A 23,255-nucleotide genomic window follows, 5' to 3' on the forward strand; every position below is an offset into this window, starting at 1 on the left:
TCAGTAAACTGAACAGATCATCCCCTTGTTTCCGCCGGGGAGACTCTTTCGCTTGATCCCTGCGTCTACCGAAATGAATGAACGGAATGAATTCAATTTCGGCGGGGGCCGCTTTCTGCTTTTGGGTGATCCGATAAAAAGGCCACACGCGAGGCACTGATGGAAATTCTATTTCAGGGGAAGGAGGCCTTCGGACATCCGGGGATGCCGCCCCGCTGGACCCGCAGCGAAAAAGAGGGGGTCGGAACCGCTTACAACACCGCCAGCCGGATCTGGTTTACCCTTTCTCACGGCATCCTCAACGAGGTTTATTTTCCCACCGTCGATTCCCCGCAGATTCGGGATCTTGAATATTTGATCTCCGACGGCGCGCAGCTCTTTCACGAGGAGAAGCGGGATCTCATCACCGAATCGGAATACATCGATGCGCATGCCCTCGGATATCGGATCATTCAAAGCGATCCGGCCGGGCGCTATCGGTTGGTCAAGGAGATCATCACCGATCCTCACCTCTCTTGCGTCCTAATTCACACCCGACTGGAAGGAGAGGAGGCGTTCTTAAAGAAGCTCCATCTCTACGTCTTGCTTGCCCCTCACCTGGCGGTCGGAGGAGGGGGCAATACGGCGGCGAAGGCGAGAGTCGCCGGCCGGGATCTTCTGGTCGCGTTTAAAGACGGGGTCTATCTCGCATTGGGAGCGACCGTTCCCTTCCGGCGGACCTCTTGTGGGTTCGTCGGCGCAAGCGACGGCTGGACCGACCTTCGTGACAACTTTCAAATGGACTGGGAATTCGACTTCGCCAGGGACGGCAACGTCGCCGTGATGGGAGAGGTCGATCTCTCCGAAACGCGCAGCTTCACCTTGGGACTCGGCTTCGGCTTCGCGCTTCATGGGGCGATCACGACGTTATTACAATCGTTGGGAGGATCCTATGAGAAACAGCAGCAGCGTTATCGCGAACAGTGGCATCGAATCTGCGGGGACACCCTCCCGCTCGACACCCACTCGGGAGACAAAGGGCGCCTCTACCGGATCAGCCACAGTCTCCTCCTCGCCCATGAAGACAAAACCTATCCGGGGGCGCTGATCGCGTCGATGAGCATCCCCTGGGGGGAGGTTCATGGAGATGACGACGGTTTGGGGGGCTATCACCTGGTCTGGACGCGCGATCTCTGCCAGAGCGTCACAGCACTCCTCGCCTCGGGAAACAGGGAGACCCCTTATCGAGCGCTGATTTATCTCGCCGCGTCCCAGCGTCCCGACGGCGGGTTTTATCAGAACTTCTGGATCAACGGCGCCCCCTACTGGCAGGGAATTCAGCTCGACGGGGTCGCCTTTCCGGTCCTCCTCGCCTGGCGCTTGCAAGCGCTCGGCGGATTAAAAGATTTCGATCCTTATCCGATGGTGATGAAAGCGGCGCAGTATCTGATCCGGCAAGGACCCGCCACCCCGCAAGAGCGATGGGAGGAGAACAGCGGCTACTCCCCGTCAACCCTCGCGGCGAACATCGCCGCGCTCATCTGCGCCGCCGCGTTCGCCCGCCTTCATAGACAGGAGAAAGAAGCGGCGTTCTTCGAAGCGTATGCCGATTTTCTTGAATCGCATCTCGAAGCCTGGACGGTCACCACACAGGGAACGTTGGTGCCGGGGATTTCCCGCCACTTCATCCGGATCCACCCGGTCGATCCGAAGGAGCCGCGGCCGCACGAAGATCCGAATGTCGGCCGAATCATCCTCAGCAATCGGCCGCCCGGATCGCAATATGAGTTTGCGGCGAAGGAGATCGTCGATGCCGGATTTTTAGAGCTGGTCCGATACGGCATCAGAAAACCGGACGACCCGTTGATTGAAGATTCCCTGAAAGTGGTCGATGCCGTTCTGAGAGTCGAGACCCCCGTGGGGCCCTCCTGGAGACGGTACAACCATGACGGTTTCGGCCAACGGGCGGACGGCGGGCCCTACGTCGGCTCGGGACAAGGGCGCGCCTGGCCGCTGCTGACCGGCGAGCGGGCCCACTATGAATTGGCGGCGGGCCGAAAGGTGGAGCGCTATATCCGGGCGATCGAGCGCTTCGCATCCCCGGGGGGAATGCTTCCGGAACAGATCTGGGATGCGCCGGATCGGCCGGAATGGGGAATGTATTTCGGCCGTCCGACCGGCGCCGCCATGCCGCTGATGTGGGCGCATGCCGAATACATCAAACTCCTTCGGTCGGTTCACGATGGAGTCGTCTTCGATCTGCTCCCCCCCGTGGCGGCCCGGTACCGGGAAGGGAAAGGCCGAAAAGAGCTCGAAGTCTGGAAATTGAATCGCCAGGTCGGCGCCGTCGCCGCCGGAAAGACGCTCCGCATTCTGGCCCACACCCCCTTTCGGATCCGCTGGAGCTCGGACGAATGGAAGACGGCCCGCGATACGGAGGCGGATCGGCTGGGGGTGGAGATCGCTTTTGTCGATCTACCGATTCCGAGGCATCAAACGGCTCCGATTCGCTTCACCTTCTACTGGCTGAAGGAGGCGCATTGGGAGGGAAAAGATTTTTCAGTGGAGGTCGCTGCACCCCATCATGCAGACTCGTAAGAAGGTTCTCCGGCGAATCGAATGCGGCCGGGACAAGCGTGGAAGAATTGAAGTGGGAGGAATAGAATGAAAAAGATGACCGATCAAGATCTCGACCTGCTCTGCATCAATACGATCCGAATGCTGGCGGCCGATGCGGTGCAGAAGGCAAACTCGGGCCATCCCGGCACCCCGATGGGGTTGGCGCCGCTGGGGTATCTCCTCTGGACCCGGTTTTTAAAACACAACCCGGAGAACCCCCGTTGGCCCGACCGCGACCGCTTTGTCCTCTCGGCGGGGCATGCCTCGATGCTCCTCTACAGCCTGCTCTATTTAACCGGCTATGATCTCTCTCTGGAGGACATTAAGCAGTTTCGACAATGGGGAAGCCGTACCCCCGGCCATCCGGAGCACGGCCACACCCCCGGCGTCGAGACGACCACCGGCCCGCTGGGACAGGGATTTGCGAACGGGGTCGGGATGGCGATCGCCGAGCGCTTTTTAGCGGCGCGCTTCAATCGCCCCGATTATCCGATCGTCGACCACCACACCTACATGATCGCCAGCGACGGCGACCTGATGGAAGGGATCGCTTCGGAGGCGGCCTCGCTCGCCGGAAACCTTCGACTCGGAAAATTGATCTGCTTCTACGACGACAACCGGATCACGATCGAGGGGAGCACCGACCTCGCCTTTCGAGAAGATGTCAAAAAGCGCTTCGAAGCCTACGGCTGGAATGTCCTCGGCCCGCTCCCCGACGGAAACGATTTGGCGGCGATGTCGGAGGCGATTCAGACCGCGCAGGCCGAGACAGCGCGCCCCACGTTGATCATCGTCCGGACGCATATCGGCTATGGCAGTCCGAACCGGCAAGACAGCGCCCAGGCGCACGGCGAGCCGTTGGGAAAAGAGGAGGTTCGGCTGACGAAGGAACATCTCGGCTGGCCGTTGGAGCCGGAGTTCTACGTTCCCGAAGCGGCGTTATCGGAGTACCGAAAAACAGTCGACCGGGGAAAGCGGCTCGAGACCGAATGGCAGGGCCGGTTTCAATCCTATGCCGCCGCTTATCCCGATCTGGCGCAGCAGTGGCGGCAGGCGATGGAAGGGACCCTTCCCGAAGGATGGGACGCGGAGATCGAAAAATACCAGCCGAAAGGGTCGGTGGCAACCCGTCGCGCCTTCGGCGAGGTGCTCAACCTCGTCGCCCCCAAGCTGCCGAACCTGATCGGCGGCTCCGCCGACCTCGCCCCCTCGACCGATACCACCCAGAAGGGAACCGGCGATTTTCTCGCCGGACACTATGACGGGCGGACCCTCCACTTCGGCGTGCGCGAGCATGCGATGGGAGGGGCGCTCAACGGGATGACCCTCCATGGCGGGGTGATTCCGTATGGCGGGACTTTTTTGATCTTCTCCGATTACATGCGGGGGTCGATCCGGCTGGCGGCGCTGATGAAGCTGCCGGTCACCTATATTTTTACCCACGACAGCATCGGGCTGGGGGAAGACGGCCCGACCCATCAGCCGATCGAGCAGCTCGCCGGCCTGCGCGCCCTTCCGAACATGACGGTGATCCGTCCGGCCGACGCGACCGAGACCGCCGTGGCGTGGCGGCTGGCGATCGCGCGGCGGGAAGGACCGATCGCGCTGATCCTCACCCGGCAGAAGGTCCCGGTGATCGATCGAAGCCGATCCGCGCCGGCCGATCACCTGGAGAAAGGGGCCTATGTCTTGACCGAGACCGAAGGAAAATCGCCGGAGCTGATCTTGATTGCCACCGGATCGGAGGTCCATCTCGCCCTGGAAGCGGCCCACGTGCTGGAAGCGGAAGGGACCGCCGTCCGGGTCGTCAGCATGCCGAGCTGGGAGCGCTTCGAGGCGCAACCGGCGGCCTATCGCGCCTCGGTCTTTCCCGCGGAGATCACGGCGCGGATCTCGATTGAAGCGGCCTCGACCTTCGGCTGGGATCGCTATGTCGGCCCGGAAGGGGCGATGATCGGTCTCGACCGATTCGGCGCCTCCGCCCCCGGCGAGGTGGTGATGCGGGAGTTGGGATTTACGGTAGAGAATGTCGCGGCGCAGGCCCGGCGGCTTCTGAAGCGTTCTTCGGAGGCGGCGGCCGGAAGGAGGAAAGTGTCATGAAAACGAATCCGATTCTAGAATTGAACAAGCTCGGCCAAAGCGTTTGGCTCGATAACATCAACCGAACATTGATCACCTCCGGCGCACTCCAGCGTTTGATCGACGACGGGTTGACCGGGGTCACCTCCAATCCGACGATCTTCGAGAAGGCGATTGGAGAGAGCAGCGACTATGATGAGGAGATCCGGCGGCTCGTCTCCGAGGGGAGCGACGTCGCGGAGATCCTCGATGCGCTGATGATTCAAGATATCCAGAGAGCGGCCGATCTCTTTCGTCCCGTCTATGAGAGAACCGAGGGAGACGATGGGTTTGTCTCGATCGAGCTGAACCCGGCGCTCGCTTATCGAACCGACGAGACGATTGCGGCGGCCAAAGCGCTTCATCCCCGGCTGAACCGGCCGAATGTGATGATCAAGGTCCCCTCCACCGCCGAAGGCCTTCCGGCGATCGAAGCGTTAACCGCGGAGGGGATCTCGATCAACATCACCCTTCTCTTTTCGCTCGAGCGTTATGAAGCGGTTGCGCGCGCCTACCTCGCCGGGATGAAACGTCGGAGGGAGCGAGGGAAAACGGTTGAATCGATTCGATCGGTCGCCTCGGTCTTCGTCAGCCGGATCGATACGACGGTCGACCGGCTCCTGGAAGCGAAAATCGAGACGGCCGGCTCGGAAGAAGCGCGAAAAGAGCTGAAGGGGTTGCTCGGCAAAGTCGGAATCGCCAACTCCAAAATGATCTATCAAAAATTCAAAGAGATCTTTCAAAGCCAAGCGCAAAGCCAAGCGCAAGGTCAAGCGCAAGGTCAAGCACCGCCCGACGGCATCCCCCTTCAGAAAGTCTTGTGGGGAAGCACCGGCACCAAAAACAAGAACTACTCGGATGTCCTCTATGTCGAGGAGCTGATCGGACCGAATACGATTAATACCGTCCCGCCTGCCACGCTGGCGGCCTTCAGAGACCACGGCCAGGTCCGGCCGAGCTTGGAAGAAGATCTGGAAGGGGCCCGAGCCACCCTCCAAAAATTGGAACGGCTTGGAATCGACCTCCGGCAGATTACCCGGACCGCCCAAGAAGAAGGGGTCAAGGCCTTCGCCGCCTCGTATGAGAAGCTCTTCGCTTCGGTGGCGGCGAAACGACAGGAGATGAGACGGAAGATCGCCTGAAGCGCGCATCGGATCTTTGCCGGGGCGCGCAGCGGAGGCCGGCGCTAAGCCCAGTCGAAGGGCTTACTGTATCGCTTCGACCAGCAGAGCGTGAACGGAGAGAAAATAAGATCCGATCACCCAAACCGTCCGCTCGTCGACGGCAAGGGTTGAACGGGATCGAGGCCCACATACTACTACATGAGGAGGCGGACCGATGCAACTGGGATTGATTGGGCTGGGAAAGATGGGAGCCAATATGGTTCAGCGCCTCGTCGAAGGAGGCCATGCGGTCATCGGCTATGATCGGAATCCCGACGCCGTGCAGCGGATCACCGGCGACGGCGCCGCCGGTGCGGCGAGTCTGGAGGAGTTGGTGAAGAAGCTGGAGACGCCGCGGGCCCTCTGGATCATGGTGCCGGCGGGTGCGCCGGTCACCGAGACGATCAACACCCTCCTCCCCCACCTCTCCCCGGGCGATCTCCTGATCGACGGGGGAAATTCATACTACAAAGACGCGATCAGCCGGGCAGAGACCCTCAAGCAAAAAGGGATCTCCTTTATGGATGTCGGGACGAGCGGGGGAATCTGGGGGTTGTCGGTCGGTTATTGCCTGATGATCGGCGGGGAAGAAGCGTCCTTTAAAAAACTAGAACCGGTTTTCAAAACGCTCGCCCCCCCCGATGGATATCTCTACTGCGGCAAAAGCGGCGCCGGACATTTTGTGAAGATGGTCCACAACGGGATTGAATATGCGATGCTCGAAGCATATGGAGAGGGGTTCGAACTGCTGAAAGCCTCACCGTTCGGGTTCGATTTCAAAAAAGTGGCGCATCTCTGGAACCAGGGGAGTGTCGTCCGCTCCTGGCTGCTTGAGCTGGCGGAAGAGGCCTTTGAAAAAGATCCGACGCTGTCGGGGGTGAAGGGCTATGTCGACGATTCGGGGGAGGGACGGTGGACGGTGCTGGAGGCGGTGGAGCGCGGCGTGCCGGCTCCCGCCATCACGACCGCTCTCTTCCGGCGCTTTCAATCCCGGCAGGACGATCGATTCTCAGATCAGTTCATCGCCGCGCTTCGAAAGGAGTTTGGAGGCCATGCAACCAAAACCAGAACCAATACAAAAAAATGACGAGATCGATCCGACCTTTATCTCCGGCGGGATGACGACCCAGTATGGAAACTGCAGCGAGCCGATTCCGGAGCCGTGCGGGATCATCATCTTCGGGGCGACGGGAGATCTCACGCAGCGCAAGCTGGTCCCCGCCCTCTTCCACCTCGCCCAAGGGGGACTCCTTCCCGACCGGTGGTACGTCCTCGGGGTCGGACGGAGCCGCCTGGACGATGCGGGGTTTCAAAAAAGGGTCGCGGCCTCGATCGAGAGCGATGCGCGGGGCCGGCCGATCGATCGATCCACCCGAGAGACCTTTCTCGGCCGGTTTCACTATTTGTCCGGAGATTCTCACGAGCCGGAGTTTTATGCGCGATTGAAGGCGCGGCTGATGGCGCTCGATGAGCAATATCGATCGGGCGGCAACCGGCTCTTTTATCTCGCCGTCCCCCCGACCTTATATACCGAGATTATCGAGAATCTCGGAGAGGCGGGGCTGAACCGCTCTCCCGGAAAGGGATGGAGCCGGATCATTATCGAAAAGCCGTTCGGCACCGATCTCTCGTCGGCCCAGGCGCTCAATCGCCGGGTCCGAGAGGTTTTTAAAGAGCCGCAGGTCTACCGGATCGATCACTTCCTGGGGAAAGAGGCGGTGCAGAACATCCTCTTTTTCCGCTTTGCCAATGCGATTTTCGAGCCGATCTGGAATCGCCGCTACATCGACCATATTCAGATTACCGCCTCCGAGACGCTCGGGGTCGAGCGCCGGGCCGGCTATTATGAAGGGGCGGGGGCGCTTCGGGATATGTTCCAGAACCACCTTCTTCAGCTTCTTTGTGTCATCGCGATGGAGCCTCCGGCGAGCTTCGAATCAGAGGCGATTCGCGACGAGAAGACGAAGGTCTTACGATCGATCCGGTCGATCCACGCCTCTGAGATCGACCGGGTTGCGGTCCGGGGGCAGTATGGCGAAGGGGTGATCGACGGCGCGCCCTCCGTCGCGTATCGAAATGAACCGGGGGTCGCCCCGGCGTCTCAGACCGAGACCTTCGCCGCGCTCAAGCTTCATGTCGATAACTGGCGGTGGCAGGGGGTCCCCTTCTATCTTCGCTCCGGAAAACGGCTCGACAAGAAGGCGACCGAAGTAGCAATTCAGTTCAAGCAGGTCCCCCACCTTCTTTTCAAGCCGCTCCTCTCCGAAAAGATTCAGCCGAACACCCTCGTCCTGTGCGTTCAGCCGAGCGAGGGGATTTCCCTGACCTTTCAAGCGAAGCGTCCGGGTCCGAAGCTCTGTATGTGCACGGTGACGATGGATTTTAATTATCGCAATGCCTTCCAGGTCCCTTCGCCCGATGCTTACGAGCGGTTGTTGTTGGATTGTCTGGCCGGAGACCCGATGCTCTTTTCGCGCGAAGATTGGATCGACTGGTCCTGGTCGATCCTCGCACCGATTCTAGACCGCTGGGAGAAAGGTCCCGCCGACCCTTTCCCGATTTATAAAGCGGGAAGCTGGGGGCCGAAGGAGGCCGATGACCTTATCGAGCAAGATGGGCGACAGTGGCGATCCCCCTAAAGAGATCGTCGTTTGCCTCGACCGGGAGGATCTGGGACGGCAGGCGGCAGAGGCGTTCGTGAAGGCGGCCGATGAAGCGGTCTCTCTTCGACGCCGCTTTTCGGTCTCGCTCGCCGGCGGATCGACCCCGCGCACCCTCTACCGGAAGCTGGCCGGCCGGCCCTTTGCGGAGCGGATCCCCTGGCGCGCGGTCCATCTTTTTTGGGGAGACGAGCGCGCCGTCCCCCCCGATCATCCCGAATCGAATTACCGGATGGCCGACGAGACGTTGATTTCGAAAGTTCCGATTCCCCCTGAAAATGTGCATCGGATTCCGGGGGAGTGGAGTGATGCCGATGCGGCGGCCGAAGCCTATGAGGAGGCCCTCCGCTCCTTCTTTCAGCCGCCGACGGGGAAATGGCCTTCATTCGATCTGGTCCTGCTCGGCATCGGACCGGACGGACATACCGCCTCGCTCTTCCCCGGATCGCCCGCTTTAGAGGAAAAGGCGCGGTGGGTCGTCGCGCCCTATGTCGAGAAACTCAACGCCCGGCGCTTCACCCTCACCCTGCCGGTGTTCAATCATGCGCGGCAGGTGCACTTTCTCGCGGCGGGAAAAGAGAAGGCGCCGATCATCAAAGAGGTCGTGTCGAAAGATGCTCTTTCTCAAGAAATCCCCGCCCGGCTGATCCGGCCGCGGGGGGGGAAGCGACTCTTTTTTCTGGACCGGGAGGCCGCCGGTCTGGCAGGTCTGATGGACTCCAAGGAGAATCTCCCATGAAGACCGTGGTCATTGGAAGCGATCATGCCGGATTAGAGGCAAAAGAATTTATAAAAAAGCGCTTGGAGAAGTGGGACTATCGGGTCGAGGATGCCGGTCCGTATAGGCTCGACCCCGCAGACGATTATCCCGACTATGTCGAGAAAGTGGCATTGAAGGTGTTGGAAGGGAGGGGGAGACGGGGTGTCCTAAGCTGCGGCACCGGCATCGGCGCCTCCATCGCGGCGAATAAAATTCCCGGCATCCGGGCCGCCTTGGTGAGCAATGTGGAGGAGGCGCGGCTTAGCCGCGCGCACAACGATGCCAACCTGCTGGTATTGAGAGGTTGGGGATATGATCAAAAGGAGCTCCCGAAAATTCTCAAGGCGTGGCTGGAAGGCAAATTCGAGGGAGGGCGGCACCGCCGCCGGGTCAGCAAGATCACGGCGATCGAAAAAAAATATCTGAGCGCCTGTCCGGAGGATTCGGAAGATTCCAAAAATTCAACGGAGAAAAGAGGATGATCTTAGCCGGCGACATCGGTGGAACCAAAACATTTCTTGCGCTGTTCGACGAGGAGAAAAAAGGGACCCCAGCGGTCCATCAAGCGGTCTTTCCGAGCCACCATTATCCCGACCTCAATGGGGTCTTAAAGGAATTTTTAAGCCGGCGGCCGGTCTCGATCCAACGGGCCGCCTTCGGCGTCGCCGGTCCGGTGGTACAAGGACGCTGCGAGACGACCAACCTTCCCTGGATCGTCGACGCAGCCGGCCTCGCCCGGGAGTTTGAGATCGCTTCCGTCGTATTGCTGAACGATCTGGAAGCGACGGCGTATGGCACCCTGGTGCTGACGGAGAATGATTTTTTCGTTCTCAATCCGGGAGCGGCGACGGAGAAGGTTTCGTCCGAAACGGGAACCCGAGGAAACCGGGCGATCATCTCCGCCGGGACCGGCCTGGGCGAAGTCGTTCTTTTCTGGAATGGCTCCCGCCACCAACCCTCCGCTTCGGAGGGAGGCCATTGCGACTTCGCACCGTGTAATCCGCTGCAGATAGCGCTTCTTGAATATTTGTGGAAGGACTATCCGACGATCAGCTACGAGCGGATTCTCTCCGGGCCGGGCCTGTTCAATATCTACCGATTTTTAAGAGACACCGGACAGGGAGACGAGCCCCCCTGGCTCTCCGAGCGGCTCGCCATGGAAGACCCGCCGGCGGTGATTTCCGAGGTGGCGCTCGCCGGCGGGGCCGATCTCTGCGTCAACGCGCTCGATCTCTTTGTCTCCGTCTATGGCGCCGAGGCGGGAAATTTGGCGCTCAAGGCGCTGGCAACCGGCGGGATCTATGTCGGCGGAGGGATTGCTCCGAAGATCTTACAGAAGCTGCGAGACGGCACGTTTATGAAGGCATTTGTCGACAAAGGACGTTTTTCCGAGATGATGACCCAAATTCCTGTTCGGATCATCCTCAACGAAAAAGCGGCGCTGCTCGGCGCGGCCGAGTATGCTTCCTCTCATCGGTGAAACGCTCCCACCGTCTGCTTCAACGCGCAGACATCATCCGACCTTCGCCCCTGCACGTCCTCCTCCAAGGTAAACTCCCTTTGAGCCGACCTCCCAAAGAAGAAGGCAAACAGTTCCACGGCCAGGAGGACGCCGCCGAGCGTCACGAGGGTCACGAGCGTCGGGGTGACCCCCAGGAGGTCATTGATCTGCTGGGTGGCCAGACGTAAATGAATGAGAAGCGACTCCGGGAGAAATCGGTTTAAGGTCCAAGCGGTCGCCCAGAGCGACGCGAAGATGGCGACGGCCATTCCAAATTGGGCAGTGACGCAACGCCACCGCGCCGCGCTACTCCGACCGCGCAGGAGCTGGATCAATTCAAAAAACGGCATCAAAAGTGCGGTGGCAATGTAGAAAAGTCCACCAATTCCGGTTCCGGGAAGTCCCACATTCATCGTTAATGCCCCTTTTCATAGACGGTCAGCCGTCGCTTTAGGATCAACTCGCTCCAGAACGCCTTCAGGAAGAAAACGGCGTTGACGATCCGCATCACCCAGAAGGCCGGGATGCTCGCAACCGCCCGTCCCACCTCCCGGCGTCGGATCGCCTGGACCATCACCGGGACCATCACGGCCGGCGTATCGATGATATAGCCGATGAGGAAGACCGGGCTGAGCCGCCAAGCGAGCCAGGGGATGAGGACGAAATAAGCGATGGAGGCGATCGTCGCATCCCACAACGCAACCGCAATCAGCGACCGGAGATAGGGGACGCGGAGCGCGCCGCGCCAATGCAGGCGGACATTCTGAATAAAGCCGTGCGACCAGCGGCGGAGCTGCTTGCGCAAAAAGTTAAAATCGTGCGGCTCGATCGGGTAGCAGACCGCTTCGGGGACGAAGCGGACCCGGTCGCCCCGTTGATAAAAGCTCCAGGTGAGATCCATGTCTTCCGCCATTGTCCGCGTCGACCACCCGCCGACGGCGCGCAGCGCCTCGGTGCGGTATGCGGAGAAGCAGCCGGAGGAGATCAGCGGTTTTTGATAGTAATTCTGGATCGGCTTAAAGAAGGTGAAGGCGAAGAGATATTCAATGTAGCGGCCCCGCTCCCAGACACTTCGGACATGCCGCGGAATCACCGATCCGCAGGCCGCAGCGACCCGGGGCGCGTCGAGCGCCGCCAGCAGTTTTTCGACCGCGTCGGGCGCCAAGGTGGTATCGGCATCGAGCGCCATGGTCCACTCCGTTTCCACCTGGGTCAGCGCGACATTCTGGGCCCCCGCTTTCGATCCGGTGTTGGAGGCCGGACGGATCACCGTGACCCCGAGGGCCCGTGCGATCTCCCCGGTGTTGTCGGTGGAACAGTCGTCGACCACAATAATTTCATGGATCGGCACCGTCTGCGCCCGCAGGCTGAAGAGGGTATCGGCGATCGTTGCGCTCTCGTTGTAGGCTGGGACAATCACGGTCAGCCCTCGCAGCGGTGTTTTGTCGGTCCGCCTTCTGCGCGGAAGTCCAAAAGCAGCGACTGAACGAGGAGGAGCAAGCGTTATAAGTTCATCCATGATGGAACCCCACAAATAAAGAATGATTGATCTGCAAACCGCTCCAAATGCTTGTCGCGCTGAGGGCGCTCTACCGATCACCGGCATCAAGATTTTGGACCGATCTGAACAACATCCGGCCGAAAAAGGCGCATCCCCCTTAGGGAGGACCCTGCGCAAGTCTTAACGAGCCGGGTGTGGCAGAGGATAAAGGTTGGAGTTGTTCACCGAATTGCAGAAGCGATCATGAAAACCCAGAGCTGAACGGAGGCCCCTCGTGAGAGGGTCTGTGTTGCAGTCGAGCGATTCATATCGGCCGATATATACAGTCGGCATAGACATCAATGAATATCGTTAATAAAAAAAGCATAACAAAATAAAAGAACCAACGTCAATCAATATGTTGTTTTAGGTCTATTGGTTTTAAGGATACTCGGAAAAGGAGCAGGTCGGCTTTCATTTTAATTTAGATTCAGGATATTACCCAGCGGACTTAAGGCAACCCCTCGGGAGATGCCGGCAGGGCGCCGAAGCGGGCGAGCACATTGCGCGTCATCTGCTGGGCGGCTCGGCTTAACCGGGAGGTGCGCGGGCCGGGACATTGTAATCGTCCAATCCCCAGCTCCATTGGATGGAGCCGGTGGCGAACACCCGCGCGCCGCCGGGGGTGGTCTGAATCGTCATGTTCGACGTGGCGGTATGATGCGGGTCGGTCAGATCGACCGCTGGAGCGGTGGTGAGCACCTCGGTCGTCGGCGGCCGATCGCTGAGTGTCGTAAACCCAGATAACTTAATCATAAGATTTAAATCCCAAACAGGAGTGAAACTGGACAGTAGAAATTAAGCCGATTGAGGAGTGTGGGGTTGAAGGCCTGAAACTCTTGAAGAGAAAAGTGGAGGCGGCGATCGGATTCGAACCGATGAATCGCAGTTTTGCAGACTGCTCCCTTAACCACTTGGGTACGCCGCCTTTGAGAAGGGCTTATTTTAGCAGACCCGAAATGGAAGTGCAATCGAGGATTGGGCCGGTTCAGAAATTCAATATCTGGCCGTCCCGCAGCAGCCGGACCGACGGACGGCCCAGTTTTTTAATTTGCTTGCGGACCGCCTCCAGATAGGGGGGCTTCACATGATAGATGTAAAGGGGGAGATCGGGTCGATTCAGCTTGTTGAACTCCTGAAGGGTCAGCTGCGGGGTCAGATGGCCGGAGACCATCGCCAACTCGGAGAGCTCGTCGGGGAAAGACGATTCGACGAAGATCGCTTTGAGATGCTTGATCTGGGAAGCGACCTTCCAAAGCTCTTCCGTCTTCCAGGTATCGCCGCTATAGACGATGGCCGAATGTTCGTCCTCGACGATGAAACCGACCCCCGGAACGATGTGGCTGACATGAATGGCGGTGATCTTGAGCCCTTCGACCTCCAGCGACTTTCCGACCGGGATCACTTGATAGCTTAAAATCCGATTCTCCGGGGTCGGCAGGCGGGTAAAATCGGGCCAGAGATGGTCGTTGAAGAAATGCCGCTGGAGGATCTCGATTACCTCCGCGATGCTGACGATGACGACCGGCTGCCTGATTTTTCCGAAGAGCGTCTCGGCCAGGAAAGGAAGGCTCTGGATATGGTCGAGATGGGCATGAGAGAGAAAGACATACCGGATCCGGGTCAGCTCCGGCAGCGTCAACGCGCCGCAGAGGGTCCCCGCATCGAGCGCCACCGACTGATTGACGAGGAAGCCGGAGGGATTATACCGAATCGCCTTCCCCCGCTTCTTCTCAAAAAAATCGGCACCGTAACAACCCAACACCCTGACCTTCAACCGTTTCTCCTCCTTGAGCGACAGCCTCCGCTGCACTTACAAGGTCCCTTGGCTCCCCTTCACCACGTCGAGGGTCATCTGCATCCGCTTTAAATAAAGCCGCTCCAACACCTCCCGGATATGCGGAAAACGGACCAGCAACGCCTTTAATGCTTCTCCCGACAGCTCCAGGAGATCGGTCTCAAGCAAAGCGATGACGTCGGCCGTTCGGGGCCGGCCGGTTAAAAAGGCGACCTCGCCGAAGAAGTCATTCTCGTTGAGCACCCCCAGCGCCGTCTCTTGACCGGCGATCCGGGTCACCACTTTCACACGGCCCTTCACGACGATGTAAATCGAATCCCCCTTCTCCCCTTCACGGACGATCAACGCGCCGGGCGGATAGCTCCTCGCCGTCGTCTTCTCGATGACCTGAGAAAACTCCTCTGCGGTGAGATTGGCGAAAAGCGGGATGACATCGCTGCCGAGCCGCGACGAAGAGACCGGACTAACCGGATCGGATACCGGGCCGTCAGAAGCGGGACCGGTCTCAAAGGAATGGGGCTGCAACCGGCCGGGGTCGCGAAGATCGGCCGGCTCCGAGGAAGCGGGCGCGACCGGATCGAACGAGGTCGGCTCGATTTCCAACGGGGTCACAGGGCCTGATTCGAATGTGCTTGATTGCGGGGAAGCCGCCGGCGGCGTGGGTGCGGCGCCCGGAGAGGCGGCGCCGTCGAGAATCATTTTCGGATCGGTGCGTCCCCGCGTCTCGGCATGCAGCGCTTGGAGCCGCTGGTGTGCTTCGCGATGATTCGGCTCCACGCCGAGCGCCATCTTGTAAGCGGCAACCGCTTTGAGCAGGAATCCGTTTTTTGAAAAGGTCTGGCCGGCATTCAGATAGGCGGCGACGGCCTCTTTCTTGGCGCCGATCTTGGCGGAATAATCCCCGACCCGAAGAAGATACATTGTGTTCTTCGGCTCCAGTCGGATCAGCTTTTTGAGGATATCGACCGCCTCGGACCACTGGCTCTTCTTGATACTCAGATGAAGCGCCTCGCTCAAGGCGTCTCGCGATTCGTTTTGAACGGCCATATTCTCTGCTCAACCCGATCGGAAAGGAAGAAGGCTTAAGGGTAACATATTCTTTTCAAAATGCAAGACACTCTATTCCAACTCGGTACGTTGATCATCTGCTCTTATTGTTTCATTCTCATCCGCCGTGCCGAACGACAGACGGATTCTACCCTATTTGACCGATCCAAAGAAAGACCTTCGCCGCGGCGTCGCTGGAGCGGCGCAGCGACGCCGTTGCACTCTCGCTGCGATTGTCCTATAATCCGCCGAATGCGCATCTTAAGCCTCACCGGTCGTGATCTGAAGCGCTCCGATTTCTACGACGTCGTCCTCGGTCGCCGTAAGGTTCGCCTCGCCCCGGAGGCGGTCGCCCGGATGAACCGCTCCCGCCGGGTGGTCGAGAAGATGCTGTCGGAGCACCGGGTCGTCTACGGCATCACCACCGGCTTCGGAAAGCTCGCCGACCAGAAGATCTCCGAGGGAGAAATCCGGCAGCTCCAGGTCAACTTGGTTCGAAGCCATGCCTGCGGCGCCGGCCCCCCCCTTTCCGAAGCGCAAACCCGCGGCATCCTCTTGCTTCGCGCGCAGGTGCTCGCCGCCGGGCATTCAGGCGTCCGCCCGGTGGTGGTGGAGCGGCTGATCGAGATGCTCAATCGCGGGCTCCATCCGGTGATTCCGAGCCGGGGCTCGGTCGGGGCCAGCGGCGACCTCATCCCGCTCGCCCATCTCGCACAGCTCTTGATCGGAGAAGGAGAAGCGCTCTTCAACGGCCGCCGCCTCTCCGGAGCGAAGGCGCTCCAAGCGGCCGGCATCCGGCCGATCACCCTCGAAGCGAAGGAGGGGCTCGCCCTCGTCAACGGCACCCAGGCGGCGCTGTCATTGGGATTGCTCTCTTTGCTGGCCGCCGAGCGGCTGGCGGAGAGCGCCGACGTCGCCGGGGCGATGTCGCTCGAAGCGCTGATGGGAACGCCGACCGCGTTCGATCCGAGGATTCAGCGGCTCCGCCCCTATCCGGGCCAGCAGAAAGTCGCCGGCCGGATTCGGACCCTTCTCGCCCGAAGCGAAATCCGCGCTTCCCACATCACCTGCAGCCGCGTGCAAGATCCCTATTCCCTGCGCTGCATGCCGCAGGTCCACGGCGCCGTCCGCGACGCAATCGACTATGTGCGCACCGCGCTGGAGACGGAGATCAACAGCATCACCGACAACCCGCTTGTTTTTCCAGCCGAGGAGAAAGGGAGCGGAAGCGACGGGACGATCTTGGCGGGGGGAAATTTCCACGGCCATCCGATTGCGTTGGCGCTCGACTTTCTGGCGATCGCGCTGACCCACCTCGGGAACATTTCGGAACGGCGCATCGCACAGCTGGTCGACCCGGAGCTGATCGACCTTCCCCGCTTTCTCACCCGCCGCCCGGGACTCCACTCCGGGATGATGATGCCGCAGGTCGCCGCCGCCGCGCTCGCCTCGGAATGCAAAGTGCTGGCGCACCCCGCCTCGGTCGACTCCATTCCGACCTCGGCCAATCAGGAAGATTATGTCAGCATGGCGATGGGGGCGGCGTTAAAGCTCGATCAAATCGTTTTGAATGTAGAAGGAATCCTCGCTGTGGAGCTTCTGGCGGCGGCGCAGGGGGTCGACTTTCATGCGCCGCTGAAACCGGGAAAAGGGGTCGCAGAAGCGATCCGCCGGGTTCGGTCGGAGGTCCCCCCGCTGGAGGAAGACCGCTCTCTTCAGAAAGAGATCGAGCTCCTCCGTCGAATGATCCACGACGGGCGCTTTGCGTGAGGAGTCGGCCGGCTAAAAATACCGACGGATAAAAAAGAGGTTGACGGCGATGAGCGCAACGAAGAGGACGACCGAAAAAATAAAATAATACCTCATCCGATAGCGGCGCCAGAGTTTTCTCATGGAAACGGTCTCTCCCGGCGCAATGCGGCGAGTTCCCGCTCCAGCAGCTCCATCCGGTCGAGCAGCCGGAGGATGACTTCTACGCCGCCGAGGTCGATTTGAAGCTGTGTGCGAAGCCGTTCGATTTTCACGATCCGCCGAATCATCTCCTGCGGGAAGAGCCGATCGGCCCCCGCCATCGGGCTGATCAATCCCTCTTCCTGCATTCGACGAACCGACGAGAGGGGAAGGCGGGAAAAGCGGGCCAATCCTTCCAATGTCAAACAGCAGACCTCTTCTCCCGAATCGTCTTGTTTATAGATGACCCATCTCTGTATCGACTCCGATTTCGGCATTATCGTCTCTCCTTCGCAAGACGCGCCAGCTCCTCATAAAGCCGTCGCTCCTCTGGGGTGACCTGCTCCGGCACGTTGATCTTTAACGCGACATAAAGATCTCCCCGGCCATCGCCCCGGATCGGAAGCCCCTTGCCACGGAGGCGGAATTTCTTTCCGGCACGGCTCCCCGGCGGAATTTTCAGCGTCCCCTCGCCGTCGAGCGTCTGGATCCGCGCCTCGCTCCCCAAAACCGCCTCCCACGGCATCACCTCCACCTCCGTCTCCAGATGATTGCCGTTCACCTTGAATCGGGGATGGGGAAGGAGCCGAATCCGGATGAAGAGATCTCCCGCGGGGCCTCCTCCTTCCCCCGGCTCCCCCTGTCCGGCGAGCCGAACCCGGTCGCCGTCGCGAGCGCCGGCCGGGATGTTGACGGTCAGCTCTTTTTCCTCGGTCACCCGTCCGGTTCCGCCACACCGGGGACAGATCCGCTGATCAACGATTCCCCTTCCGCCGCAGACCGGACAGAGAACCTGCCCCTGCAACCGGACCCGCCGCTGAGCGCCGTGGACCGCCTCTTCCAGGGTGAGGTCCATCTCCGATTCGACATCGCTCCCCCGGACCGGACGGGCGGTTCCAGTACGACCAAAACCGCCCCCTCCAAAGCCGGCGCGACCCCGGGGACCGGCACCCCCCCCTCGGCCGCCGAAGAGCGACTCAAAGAAATCGGAAAATCCGCCGAGCCCTTCAAAGCCTTCATACCGGAATTCCTCCCCGCCGCGACCGGCGCCGGGCGGCGGGGTAAAATCCATCCCTTCTTGCCATTGGGAACCGAGCTGATCGTATTTGGCCCGCTTCTTCGGATCGCTTAGAACTTCATACGCCTCATTGATCTCTTTGAATTTCTGCTCCGACTCTTTCTTATCGGGACCGGTATGGAGGTCGGGATGATATTTTCTCGCCAGCTTCCGATACGATTTTTTGATCTCGTCCGCAGAAGCGCTCCGGGAGACCCCCAACAGATCGTAATAGTCTTTGAATTTTACCGCCATTCCATCTGCCTCACAACGCGTTCCCTATATCAGCGATTCTAACATCCTGCGGTGTCGGAAAAAAGACTATTTGTCGGCGGAATCTTTCGAGAGGGCGCCGGTCAATGGAACCGGGGGAACCGGGGGAACCGCGCCGGAGGAGACCGCTTCCGCCGCACGCTTGCGAAGGGCCCGGCTGGTCCTCAATCCGAACAGCATCACGGAGGTCCCCATGACCATATAGAGAAAAGCAAGGTAGGTGTGTCCCTTCAGTTCGAGCGGAGAGCGGACGGTCTTGACGACCAGATAGAAGCGATAACTCCAGATCACCAACAAGATGAAACCCGAACGGATCAGAGAGAGCGCCGCGCGGGGGGTCATCTCTTTTTTTCGAAGGCCGACGCGAAGAATCGAGGAGGCGACCCAAACAGAGAGGAGGGTCATCAACAGGTGCGGGGCGAAAAAGGGGTCTTCAGAACGAGACCCGAAGAGGATATAGAGCCGGCCGACCCCCGCAGCCAGGTAGATGAGGCCCGATATGGTTAAGAACCGATGAGCGCGTTTCGACATTGCATCCTTCCCCTCGTTGGCCCGCCATGATAACATGCCCTTTTTACGTAGGCAAGCGCTTCTCGACCCTGCGGTGGGGGTTGATCGCTCTTGAAAACAGATCCTCTAAAACAGGACCTTAGAAGCGCCTCTTCTTGTTTCGCCCCTCCTCCCTATGTTACAATTACAACGATTAGATGAAACCTCATTCCCAAAGACCGCGCTCCGCTCTGTTCGCCTATGTTCCCAACGGATACTGATTTTGACCCGGCCGGATGGACTCTGTTAAGATGGATGTAAGACCTGCGACTGCGGAAAAGCGCTCGGAGAAGCCTTTACCTCCATCCGCCACACGGCCCTTGATGGTGATGACATATAACATCCATCACGGAAGGGGACGAGACGGCAGGGTCAATCTGAAGCGAATTTGTGATGTCATTCAGCAGGGGTCGCCCGATTTAGTCGCCCTTCAAGAGGTCGATCGCGGGTTGACCCGAAGCAAGCGGATCGACCAGGGACATGAGCTGGCCGCCCTGCTCGAGATGCATCATGTTGCCGGACACAACTGGTTTCTCGGTGAGGGAGCCTATGGAAATGCGTTCCTCTCCCGTTGGCCGGTGACCGTCGTCGGCAACCTCAATCTGAGCGTTCCGGGGCGCGAGCCGAGGGGCTGTCTCCTCACGGAGGTCCACCTGGGATCCTCTCTCCTGCTGATTGCATCGGTGCACCTGGGCCTGGGGATGGCGGAGAGAAAGCGGCAATCGTTGACGATTTTGGATCAGCTTCGGACACTTTATACCGCCGCGCCGATTCTCATCATGGGAGATTTTAACGCGATCTCCTCCTCCTCCGTCTCACGGCGGTTTCGAACGGCCTATACCGACGCATTCCAAGAAGCCGGCGTCGGGAGGCGGTCCACCTATCGAAAGGGAGGGATCCCGCTTCGGCTCGATTATATCTATACCTCGAACCATCTCCTCCCGCTGAAGGCCTTTGTTCTCCGCACGGAGCTCGCTTCAATCGCGTCCGACCACTTTCCGCTCATAGCCCATTTCTTGTTGAAGGATAAAGATGAGCGATCAAAAAATCATCACTCCGGGGAAGAGCTGCTATCGCGTTGCACAGGCCGATCAGATTGACCTCCTCGTCGACGCCGCCCCCTATTATGCGGCCCTCTACCAAAGCATCATTCACGCCCGTGAACGGATCGTCTTTCTAGGGTGGCAGTTTGACAGCCGCGTCTCCCTGCTTCGGGGAGAAGAGGCGGCGCAAGCGCGCTATCCCGTTCAATTCTTGCCGCTTCTGCAAAAAGTCGCCGAAGCGCGGCCGGACCTTCAGATTTATATTTTGGCGTGGGACCACTCGATCGTCTTCATCCCGGAACGGGAATGGTGGCAACACTACCGTTTCCAGGAGACGACCCCCGAACAGATTCACTTTGTCTTCGATGCCCTCCACCCGGCCGGCGGGAGTCATCATCAGAAAATCGTCGTGGTCGACGGTCAGATCGGCTTCTGCGGCGGGCTCGACGTCTGCGGGGACCGCTGGGACACGGCGCAACACCGCCGGAAAAATCCGCTTCGAAAGAACGACGACGGCACCCCCTATAGCCTCTTCCATGACGTTCAGATCGGCATTCAGGGAGAGGCCGTCTCGGTGCTGGAGGAGATCTTTTGTAGCCGATGGAACGCCGCCACCGGGGAGCGGCTCTCTTTCGCCCCTCCCCGGGAGCGACAGCGGCTTGATCTTCCCCACACGTTGCGGCTTTCGCCCGGACCGGTTTCGATCTCCCGCACCGTTCCGATCGGAGCATGCGGGCAGACGACGCCCATCCACGAGATCGCCCAATTCTACGATGATGCCATCGCCTCCGCGGAGCGATTGATCCTGATTGAGAACCAATACTTTACCTCCCGCCGCGTCTACGAAGCGCTCCTGAAGCGGATCTCCGATAAAGACCGGCCGGCGGTGGAGCTGATCCTCATCCTTCCGCAGGCGGCCCAGAATTGGAAAGAAGAATTGGCGATCGGATTTGAACAGCGCCGGCTGCTTCAACATTTGGAAGATGCGGCGAAGCGGGCCGGCTCGCCGATCGCGATCTACACACCGATCAAAACCGGCAAGGGCCCGCTCCCGGCGACGCCGATCTATGTGCATAGTAAAGTCCTGGCGATTGATGATCGGATCCTCTCAATCGGATCGGCCAATACGAGCAATCGAAGCCTCGGCCTCGACACCGAATGCAATATCAATATTGAGGCCGAAGACGATCGCCGTCGGGGAGAGATCCGACAGAGCTGCTACACCCTCCTCGCCGAGCACCTCGAGCAGTCGACCGAGGCGGTTGAAGCGCTCATCCGGCAAAAAGGGGGGTGGGTGGCTGCACTCGATTCCGCCTGGTCTGAGGGGAAGGCGGGGCGGCTCCACAAAGTAAGCGAGACCCTTCCCGACTCCTGGATCGACCAGGTCCTCCCCGATGGAATCTGCTTTGATCCCGAATCGCCGCTGATCCCGGAAGATCTCTTTGAGACACTTTTCTCCGGAACCGGCGCGGAGACCGAAGGGGAGGGCGCAACCGGGGAGGAGAGGGAGAATAAACGGGAAGAGAAAGCGGTTCATGAGAAAAAAGAAGGATCCGAATCGGGATTGAATCGTCGATCGCTCTTAAAAGCGGGCGCTTTCTTTCTGCTCCCGCTGGTCGGCCTCTTTTTCTATCTCACGCTTCACCGGAAAGGTTTCGACCTCCACGCCGGCGTGGCGCTGTTGGATCAGGTTCGGGCATCGCATTGGACGGTTCCCCTTTTTGTCGCAGGCACCATTGTCGCGAGCGTGATCTCCTTTCCCCTGACGGTCTGCTTAATTTTGGGAGGCGTTTTGTTCGGCGCCTTCTGGGGGACCGTTTTGAATTGGACCTCGGCGCTGGCGGGGGCGATCGCTTCGTATTATTTGGGACTCTATCTCGGCAAGCCGCTCTTTCGGAGCCTTACGGAAAAGAAGATGCCGGCCCTCACCGACTGGATTAAGAAAAAAGGATTTTGGGCCATTCTCGTCCTCCGCGTGGTCGGCATCTTTCCTTTCACCTGGGTGAATTTCGTCGCCGGCGCGAACCGAATCCGGCTCTCGAACTACCTGCTGGCAACGGCGATCGGGATGTTGCCGGGAACCTTCCTCATCTCTTATTTTTCCAACTCCATTCTGCAAGGGACCACAAACCTCCATAAAGGGGTCCACCCGCTCTGGGTTGGAATCGTCGTCCTTCTTGTTTGGATCGGCTCCACCTTCCTGAAAAAGTGGTGGCTGCGACGCCAGGAAAGAGCCTTTTCCTAAACGGCCCTCTTCCAAATCGATTCTCTCTGTTTTAAGCGTTTAAAGGTAGGAAGGGAGGACCTCCTCCAACCGGCTGAAGGAGAGATCGAATTTCTCGAAGCGGTCGTGCTTTCCGCAGATATTGTCTTCTTGCAAGAGGATCAGCTGGTCGCGTGTCAACGGAGGGGTTTTAAACAGCTGCTCTGCAAGGGCTGCGGGCGGCTTCAACATCCAGATCGGGAGGTGGACTTTCGAGCGGCGCTTTCCCACGATTTGCAGGATGAGCGCAATCAGCTCATTCAACGTATACGTCTGCGGGCCGCAGAGGGGATCGGTCCGGCCCGGCATTATCGGATGATCTAACGCGGGATTGTCTAACGCACGGACAAAACAGGTGGCGACATCCTCCACCCAGACCGGCTGCAGACGGTTTTGGCCCGACCCTGGGACGGGGATGAATGGAAGGTAGGGCAGTGCGCGGATGAGAAGGTTGATCGCTCGATCTTCTTTGCCGAAGATCAGAGACGGTCGAAAGATCGTTGCATCGACCGGAGCGGAGCGGACCCGCTCCTCCGCCTCCCATTTCGTTTGGTGATATCGGCTTGGGGCATCGGCGCGGCTTCCGAGCGCGCTCATATGGAGGAGTCGGCGCAGGCCCGAGCGCCGCATCGCCTCCAAGACATTCAGGGTCCCTTTAACGTGGACCTGCTCAAAGCGCTCGCCGGGGGGCTCGACCAAGCGCCCGGCGAGGTGAATCACCGCCTTCGCGCCCGCCATTCCTTGGGTCAAGCGCTCTATGGAATCGATCCCGCCCCGAATCCACTCCAGCTTTTCATTTTCAATGAAGCGGCTTCGCTCGGCCCGATAGAGTGCTCGCGCCTCCCCTCCTTGAGAGAGGAGGCGACGAACGATGGCCCGCCCGACAAAGCCGGTCGCACCGGTGATAAAGACCGCAGCCATCCGACCCTGTTGCC

At 59.6% G+C, this 23,255-nt stretch carries 20 protein-coding genes and 1 tRNA gene; 11 read left to right on the forward strand and 10 right to left on the reverse strand.

Going from position 1 to position 23,255, the window contains the following annotated elements; genetic code table 11:
- The first annotated feature begins 159 nt into the window (after nucleotides 1-159).
- The 8 genes from HY282_14320 to glk all read left to right on the forward strand — a co-directional run bounded on the left by HY282_14320 (nucleotide 160) and on the right by glk (nucleotide 10,779).
- Nucleotides 160-2,577 (forward strand): glucan 1,4-alpha-glucosidase, encoded by a 2,418-nt coding sequence (locus tag HY282_14320; protein ID MBI3804927.1) that lies wholly within the window; start codon nucleotides 160-162, stop codon nucleotides 2,575-2,577.
- 75 nt (nucleotides 2,578-2,652) lie between these two features.
- Nucleotides 2,653-4,698, forward strand: a complete 2,046-nt coding sequence (gene tkt / locus HY282_14325; GenBank protein MBI3804928.1) for a transketolase — start codon at nucleotides 2,653-2,655, stop codon at nucleotides 4,696-4,698.
- A complete protein-coding gene (gene tal, locus HY282_14330) occupies nucleotides 4,695-5,858 on the forward strand; it encodes a transaldolase (GenBank protein ID MBI3804929.1) in 1,164 nt (387 codons plus the stop codon). Before tkt ends, tal begins: the two co-directional genes overlap by 4 nt.
- 196 nt (nucleotides 5,859-6,054) lie before the next feature.
- Entirely contained in the window at nucleotides 6,055-6,966 is a 912-nt protein-coding gene (gene gnd / locus HY282_14335; protein ID MBI3804930.1) for a decarboxylating 6-phosphogluconate dehydrogenase, read from the forward strand.
- 31 nt (nucleotides 6,967-6,997) lie between these two features.
- On the forward strand, nucleotides 6,998-8,518 hold the full coding sequence (gene zwf, locus HY282_14340; protein MBI3804931.1) for a glucose-6-phosphate dehydrogenase: 1,521 nt from the start codon (nucleotides 6,998-7,000) through the stop codon (nucleotides 8,516-8,518).
- Nucleotides 8,493-9,278 (forward strand): 6-phosphogluconolactonase, encoded by a 786-nt coding sequence (pgl, locus tag HY282_14345; GenBank protein MBI3804932.1) that lies wholly within the window; start codon nucleotides 8,493-8,495, stop codon nucleotides 9,276-9,278. Before zwf ends, pgl begins: the two co-directional genes overlap by 26 nt.
- A complete protein-coding gene (gene rpiB, locus HY282_14350; protein MBI3804933.1) occupies nucleotides 9,275-9,781 on the forward strand; it encodes a ribose 5-phosphate isomerase B in 507 nt (168 codons plus the stop codon). Before pgl ends, rpiB begins: the two co-directional genes overlap by 4 nt.
- Nucleotides 9,778-10,779: a glucokinase gene (gene glk / locus HY282_14355; protein ID MBI3804934.1), complete on the forward strand. Its 1,002-nt coding sequence runs from the start codon at nucleotides 9,778-9,780 to the stop codon at nucleotides 10,777-10,779. Before rpiB ends, glk begins: the two co-directional genes overlap by 4 nt.
- Here the strand turns inward: glk and HY282_14360 are convergent.
- From HY282_14360 to HY282_14385, 6 genes are all read right to left on the reverse strand, one after another.
- Nucleotides 10,770-11,213: a hypothetical protein gene (locus HY282_14360; GenBank protein MBI3804935.1), complete on the reverse strand. Its 444-nt coding sequence runs from the start codon at nucleotides 11,211-11,213 to the stop codon at nucleotides 10,770-10,772. The two genes, glk and HY282_14360, sit on opposite strands and share 10 nt — an antisense overlap.
- A gap of 2 nt (nucleotides 11,214-11,215) precedes the next feature.
- Nucleotides 11,216-12,319: a glycosyltransferase family 2 protein gene (locus HY282_14365; protein MBI3804936.1), complete on the reverse strand. Its 1,104-nt coding sequence runs from the start codon at nucleotides 12,317-12,319 to the stop codon at nucleotides 11,216-11,218.
- 552 nt (nucleotides 12,320-12,871) lie between these two features.
- Nucleotides 12,872-13,096 carry a hypothetical protein gene (locus HY282_14370; GenBank protein ID MBI3804937.1) on the reverse strand — a complete coding sequence of 75 codons (225 nt, stop codon included), beginning with the start codon at nucleotides 13,094-13,096 and terminating at the stop codon, nucleotides 12,872-12,874.
- 96 nt (nucleotides 13,097-13,192) lie between these two features.
- A tRNA-Cys gene (locus HY282_14375) sits at nucleotides 13,193-13,268 on the reverse strand.
- A 60-nt stretch (nucleotides 13,269-13,328) separates the two neighbouring features.
- On the reverse strand, nucleotides 13,329-14,117 hold the full coding sequence (locus HY282_14380) for a 3',5'-cyclic-nucleotide phosphodiesterase (protein MBI3804938.1): 789 nt from the start codon (nucleotides 14,115-14,117) through the stop codon (nucleotides 13,329-13,331).
- Between the two features lie 36 nt (nucleotides 14,118-14,153).
- Complete coding sequence (locus HY282_14385; GenBank protein ID MBI3804939.1) at nucleotides 14,154-15,185, reverse strand: cyclic nucleotide-binding domain-containing protein; 1,032 nt, start codon at nucleotides 15,183-15,185, stop codon at nucleotides 14,154-14,156.
- Nucleotides 15,186-15,428: 243 nt separating this feature from the next.
- Between HY282_14385 and hutH the strand changes: the two genes are divergently transcribed.
- Entirely contained in the window at nucleotides 15,429-16,955 is a 1,527-nt protein-coding gene (hutH, locus tag HY282_14390; GenBank protein MBI3804940.1) for a histidine ammonia-lyase, read from the forward strand.
- Nucleotides 16,956-17,074: 119 nt separating this feature from the next.
- Here the strand turns inward: hutH and HY282_14395 are convergent, their stop codons facing one another.
- The 3 genes from HY282_14395 to HY282_14405 form a co-directional block, all read right to left on the reverse strand.
- Nucleotides 17,075-17,413 carry a hypothetical protein gene (locus HY282_14395; GenBank protein MBI3804941.1) on the reverse strand — a complete coding sequence of 113 codons (339 nt, stop codon included), beginning with the start codon at nucleotides 17,411-17,413 and terminating at the stop codon, nucleotides 17,075-17,077.
- Entirely contained in the window at nucleotides 17,413-18,447 is a 1,035-nt protein-coding gene (locus HY282_14400) for a DnaJ domain-containing protein (GenBank protein ID MBI3804942.1), read from the reverse strand. Before HY282_14400 ends, HY282_14395 begins: the two co-directional genes overlap by 1 nt.
- A gap of 66 nt (nucleotides 18,448-18,513) precedes the next feature.
- Nucleotides 18,514-18,996, reverse strand: a complete 483-nt coding sequence (locus tag HY282_14405; GenBank protein MBI3804943.1) for a hypothetical protein — start codon at nucleotides 18,994-18,996, stop codon at nucleotides 18,514-18,516.
- 347 nt (nucleotides 18,997-19,343) lie between these two features.
- On the opposite strand from HY282_14405, the gene HY282_14410 reads away from it, so the two are divergent.
- Together HY282_14410 and HY282_14415 are read left to right on the forward strand one after the other, a co-directional pair.
- A complete protein-coding gene (locus HY282_14410) occupies nucleotides 19,344-20,114 on the forward strand; it encodes an endonuclease/exonuclease/phosphatase family protein (GenBank protein MBI3804944.1) in 771 nt (256 codons plus the stop codon).
- A complete protein-coding gene (locus HY282_14415; protein ID MBI3804945.1) occupies nucleotides 20,047-22,302 on the forward strand; it encodes a VTT domain-containing protein in 2,256 nt (751 codons plus the stop codon). Before HY282_14410 ends, HY282_14415 begins: the two co-directional genes overlap by 68 nt.
- 39 nt (nucleotides 22,303-22,341) lie before the next feature.
- On the opposite strand, the gene HY282_14420 is transcribed toward HY282_14415, so the two are convergent.
- Complete coding sequence (locus HY282_14420; protein MBI3804946.1) at nucleotides 22,342-23,241, reverse strand: complex I NDUFA9 subunit family protein; 900 nt, start codon at nucleotides 23,239-23,241, stop codon at nucleotides 22,342-22,344.
- Nucleotides 23,242-23,255: the final 14 nt, after the last annotated feature.

This window comes from Candidatus Manganitrophaceae bacterium (assembly GCA_016200325.1).
Lineage (GTDB): Bacteria > Nitrospirota > Nitrospiria > SBBL01 > Manganitrophaceae > Manganitrophus.

Excerpts from the sequence above, each read along its gene's own strand:
- HY282_14415 (MBI3804945.1), top strand. The coding sequence starts at position 20,047 with ATGAGCGATCAAAAAATCATCACTCCGGGGAAGAGCTGCTATCGCGTT.
- HY282_14370 (MBI3804937.1), bottom strand. The coding sequence starts at position 13,096 with ATGATTAAGTTATCTGGGTTTACGACACTCAGCGATCGGCCGCCGACG.
- gnd (MBI3804930.1), top strand. The coding sequence starts at position 6,055 with ATGCAACTGGGATTGATTGGGCTGGGAAAGATGGGAGCCAATATGGTT.
- HY282_14395 (MBI3804941.1), bottom strand. The coding sequence starts at position 17,413 with ATGCCGAAATCGGAGTCGATACAGAGATGGGTCATCTATAAACAAGAC.
- zwf (MBI3804931.1), top strand. The coding sequence starts at position 6,998 with ATGACGACCCAGTATGGAAACTGCAGCGAGCCGATTCCGGAGCCGTGC.
- HY282_14360 (MBI3804935.1), bottom strand. The coding sequence starts at position 11,213 with ATGAATGTGGGACTTCCCGGAACCGGAATTGGTGGACTTTTCTACATT.
- tal (MBI3804929.1), top strand. The coding sequence starts at position 4,695 with ATGAAAACGAATCCGATTCTAGAATTGAACAAGCTCGGCCAAAGCGTT.
- HY282_14385 (MBI3804939.1), bottom strand. The coding sequence starts at position 15,185 with ATGGCCGTTCAAAACGAATCGCGAGACGCCTTGAGCGAGGCGCTTCAT.
- pgl (MBI3804932.1), top strand. The coding sequence starts at position 8,493 with ATGGGCGACAGTGGCGATCCCCCTAAAGAGATCGTCGTTTGCCTCGAC.
- HY282_14405 (MBI3804943.1), bottom strand. The coding sequence starts at position 18,996 with ATGTCGAAACGCGCTCATCGGTTCTTAACCATATCGGGCCTCATCTAC.
- HY282_14420 (MBI3804946.1), bottom strand. The coding sequence starts at position 23,241 with ATGGCTGCGGTCTTTATCACCGGTGCGACCGGCTTTGTCGGGCGGGCC.
- glk (MBI3804934.1), top strand. The coding sequence starts at position 9,778 with ATGATCTTAGCCGGCGACATCGGTGGAACCAAAACATTTCTTGCGCTG.
- HY282_14320 (MBI3804927.1), top strand. The coding sequence starts at position 160 with ATGGAAATTCTATTTCAGGGGAAGGAGGCCTTCGGACATCCGGGGATG.
- HY282_14410 (MBI3804944.1), top strand. The coding sequence starts at position 19,344 with ATGACATATAACATCCATCACGGAAGGGGACGAGACGGCAGGGTCAAT.
- tkt (MBI3804928.1), top strand. The coding sequence starts at position 2,653 with ATGACCGATCAAGATCTCGACCTGCTCTGCATCAATACGATCCGAATG.
- rpiB (MBI3804933.1), top strand. The coding sequence starts at position 9,275 with ATGAAGACCGTGGTCATTGGAAGCGATCATGCCGGATTAGAGGCAAAA.
- HY282_14365 (MBI3804936.1), bottom strand. The coding sequence starts at position 12,319 with ATGGATGAACTTATAACGCTTGCTCCTCCTCGTTCAGTCGCTGCTTTT.
- HY282_14400 (MBI3804942.1), bottom strand. The coding sequence starts at position 18,447 with ATGGCGGTAAAATTCAAAGACTATTACGATCTGTTGGGGGTCTCCCGG.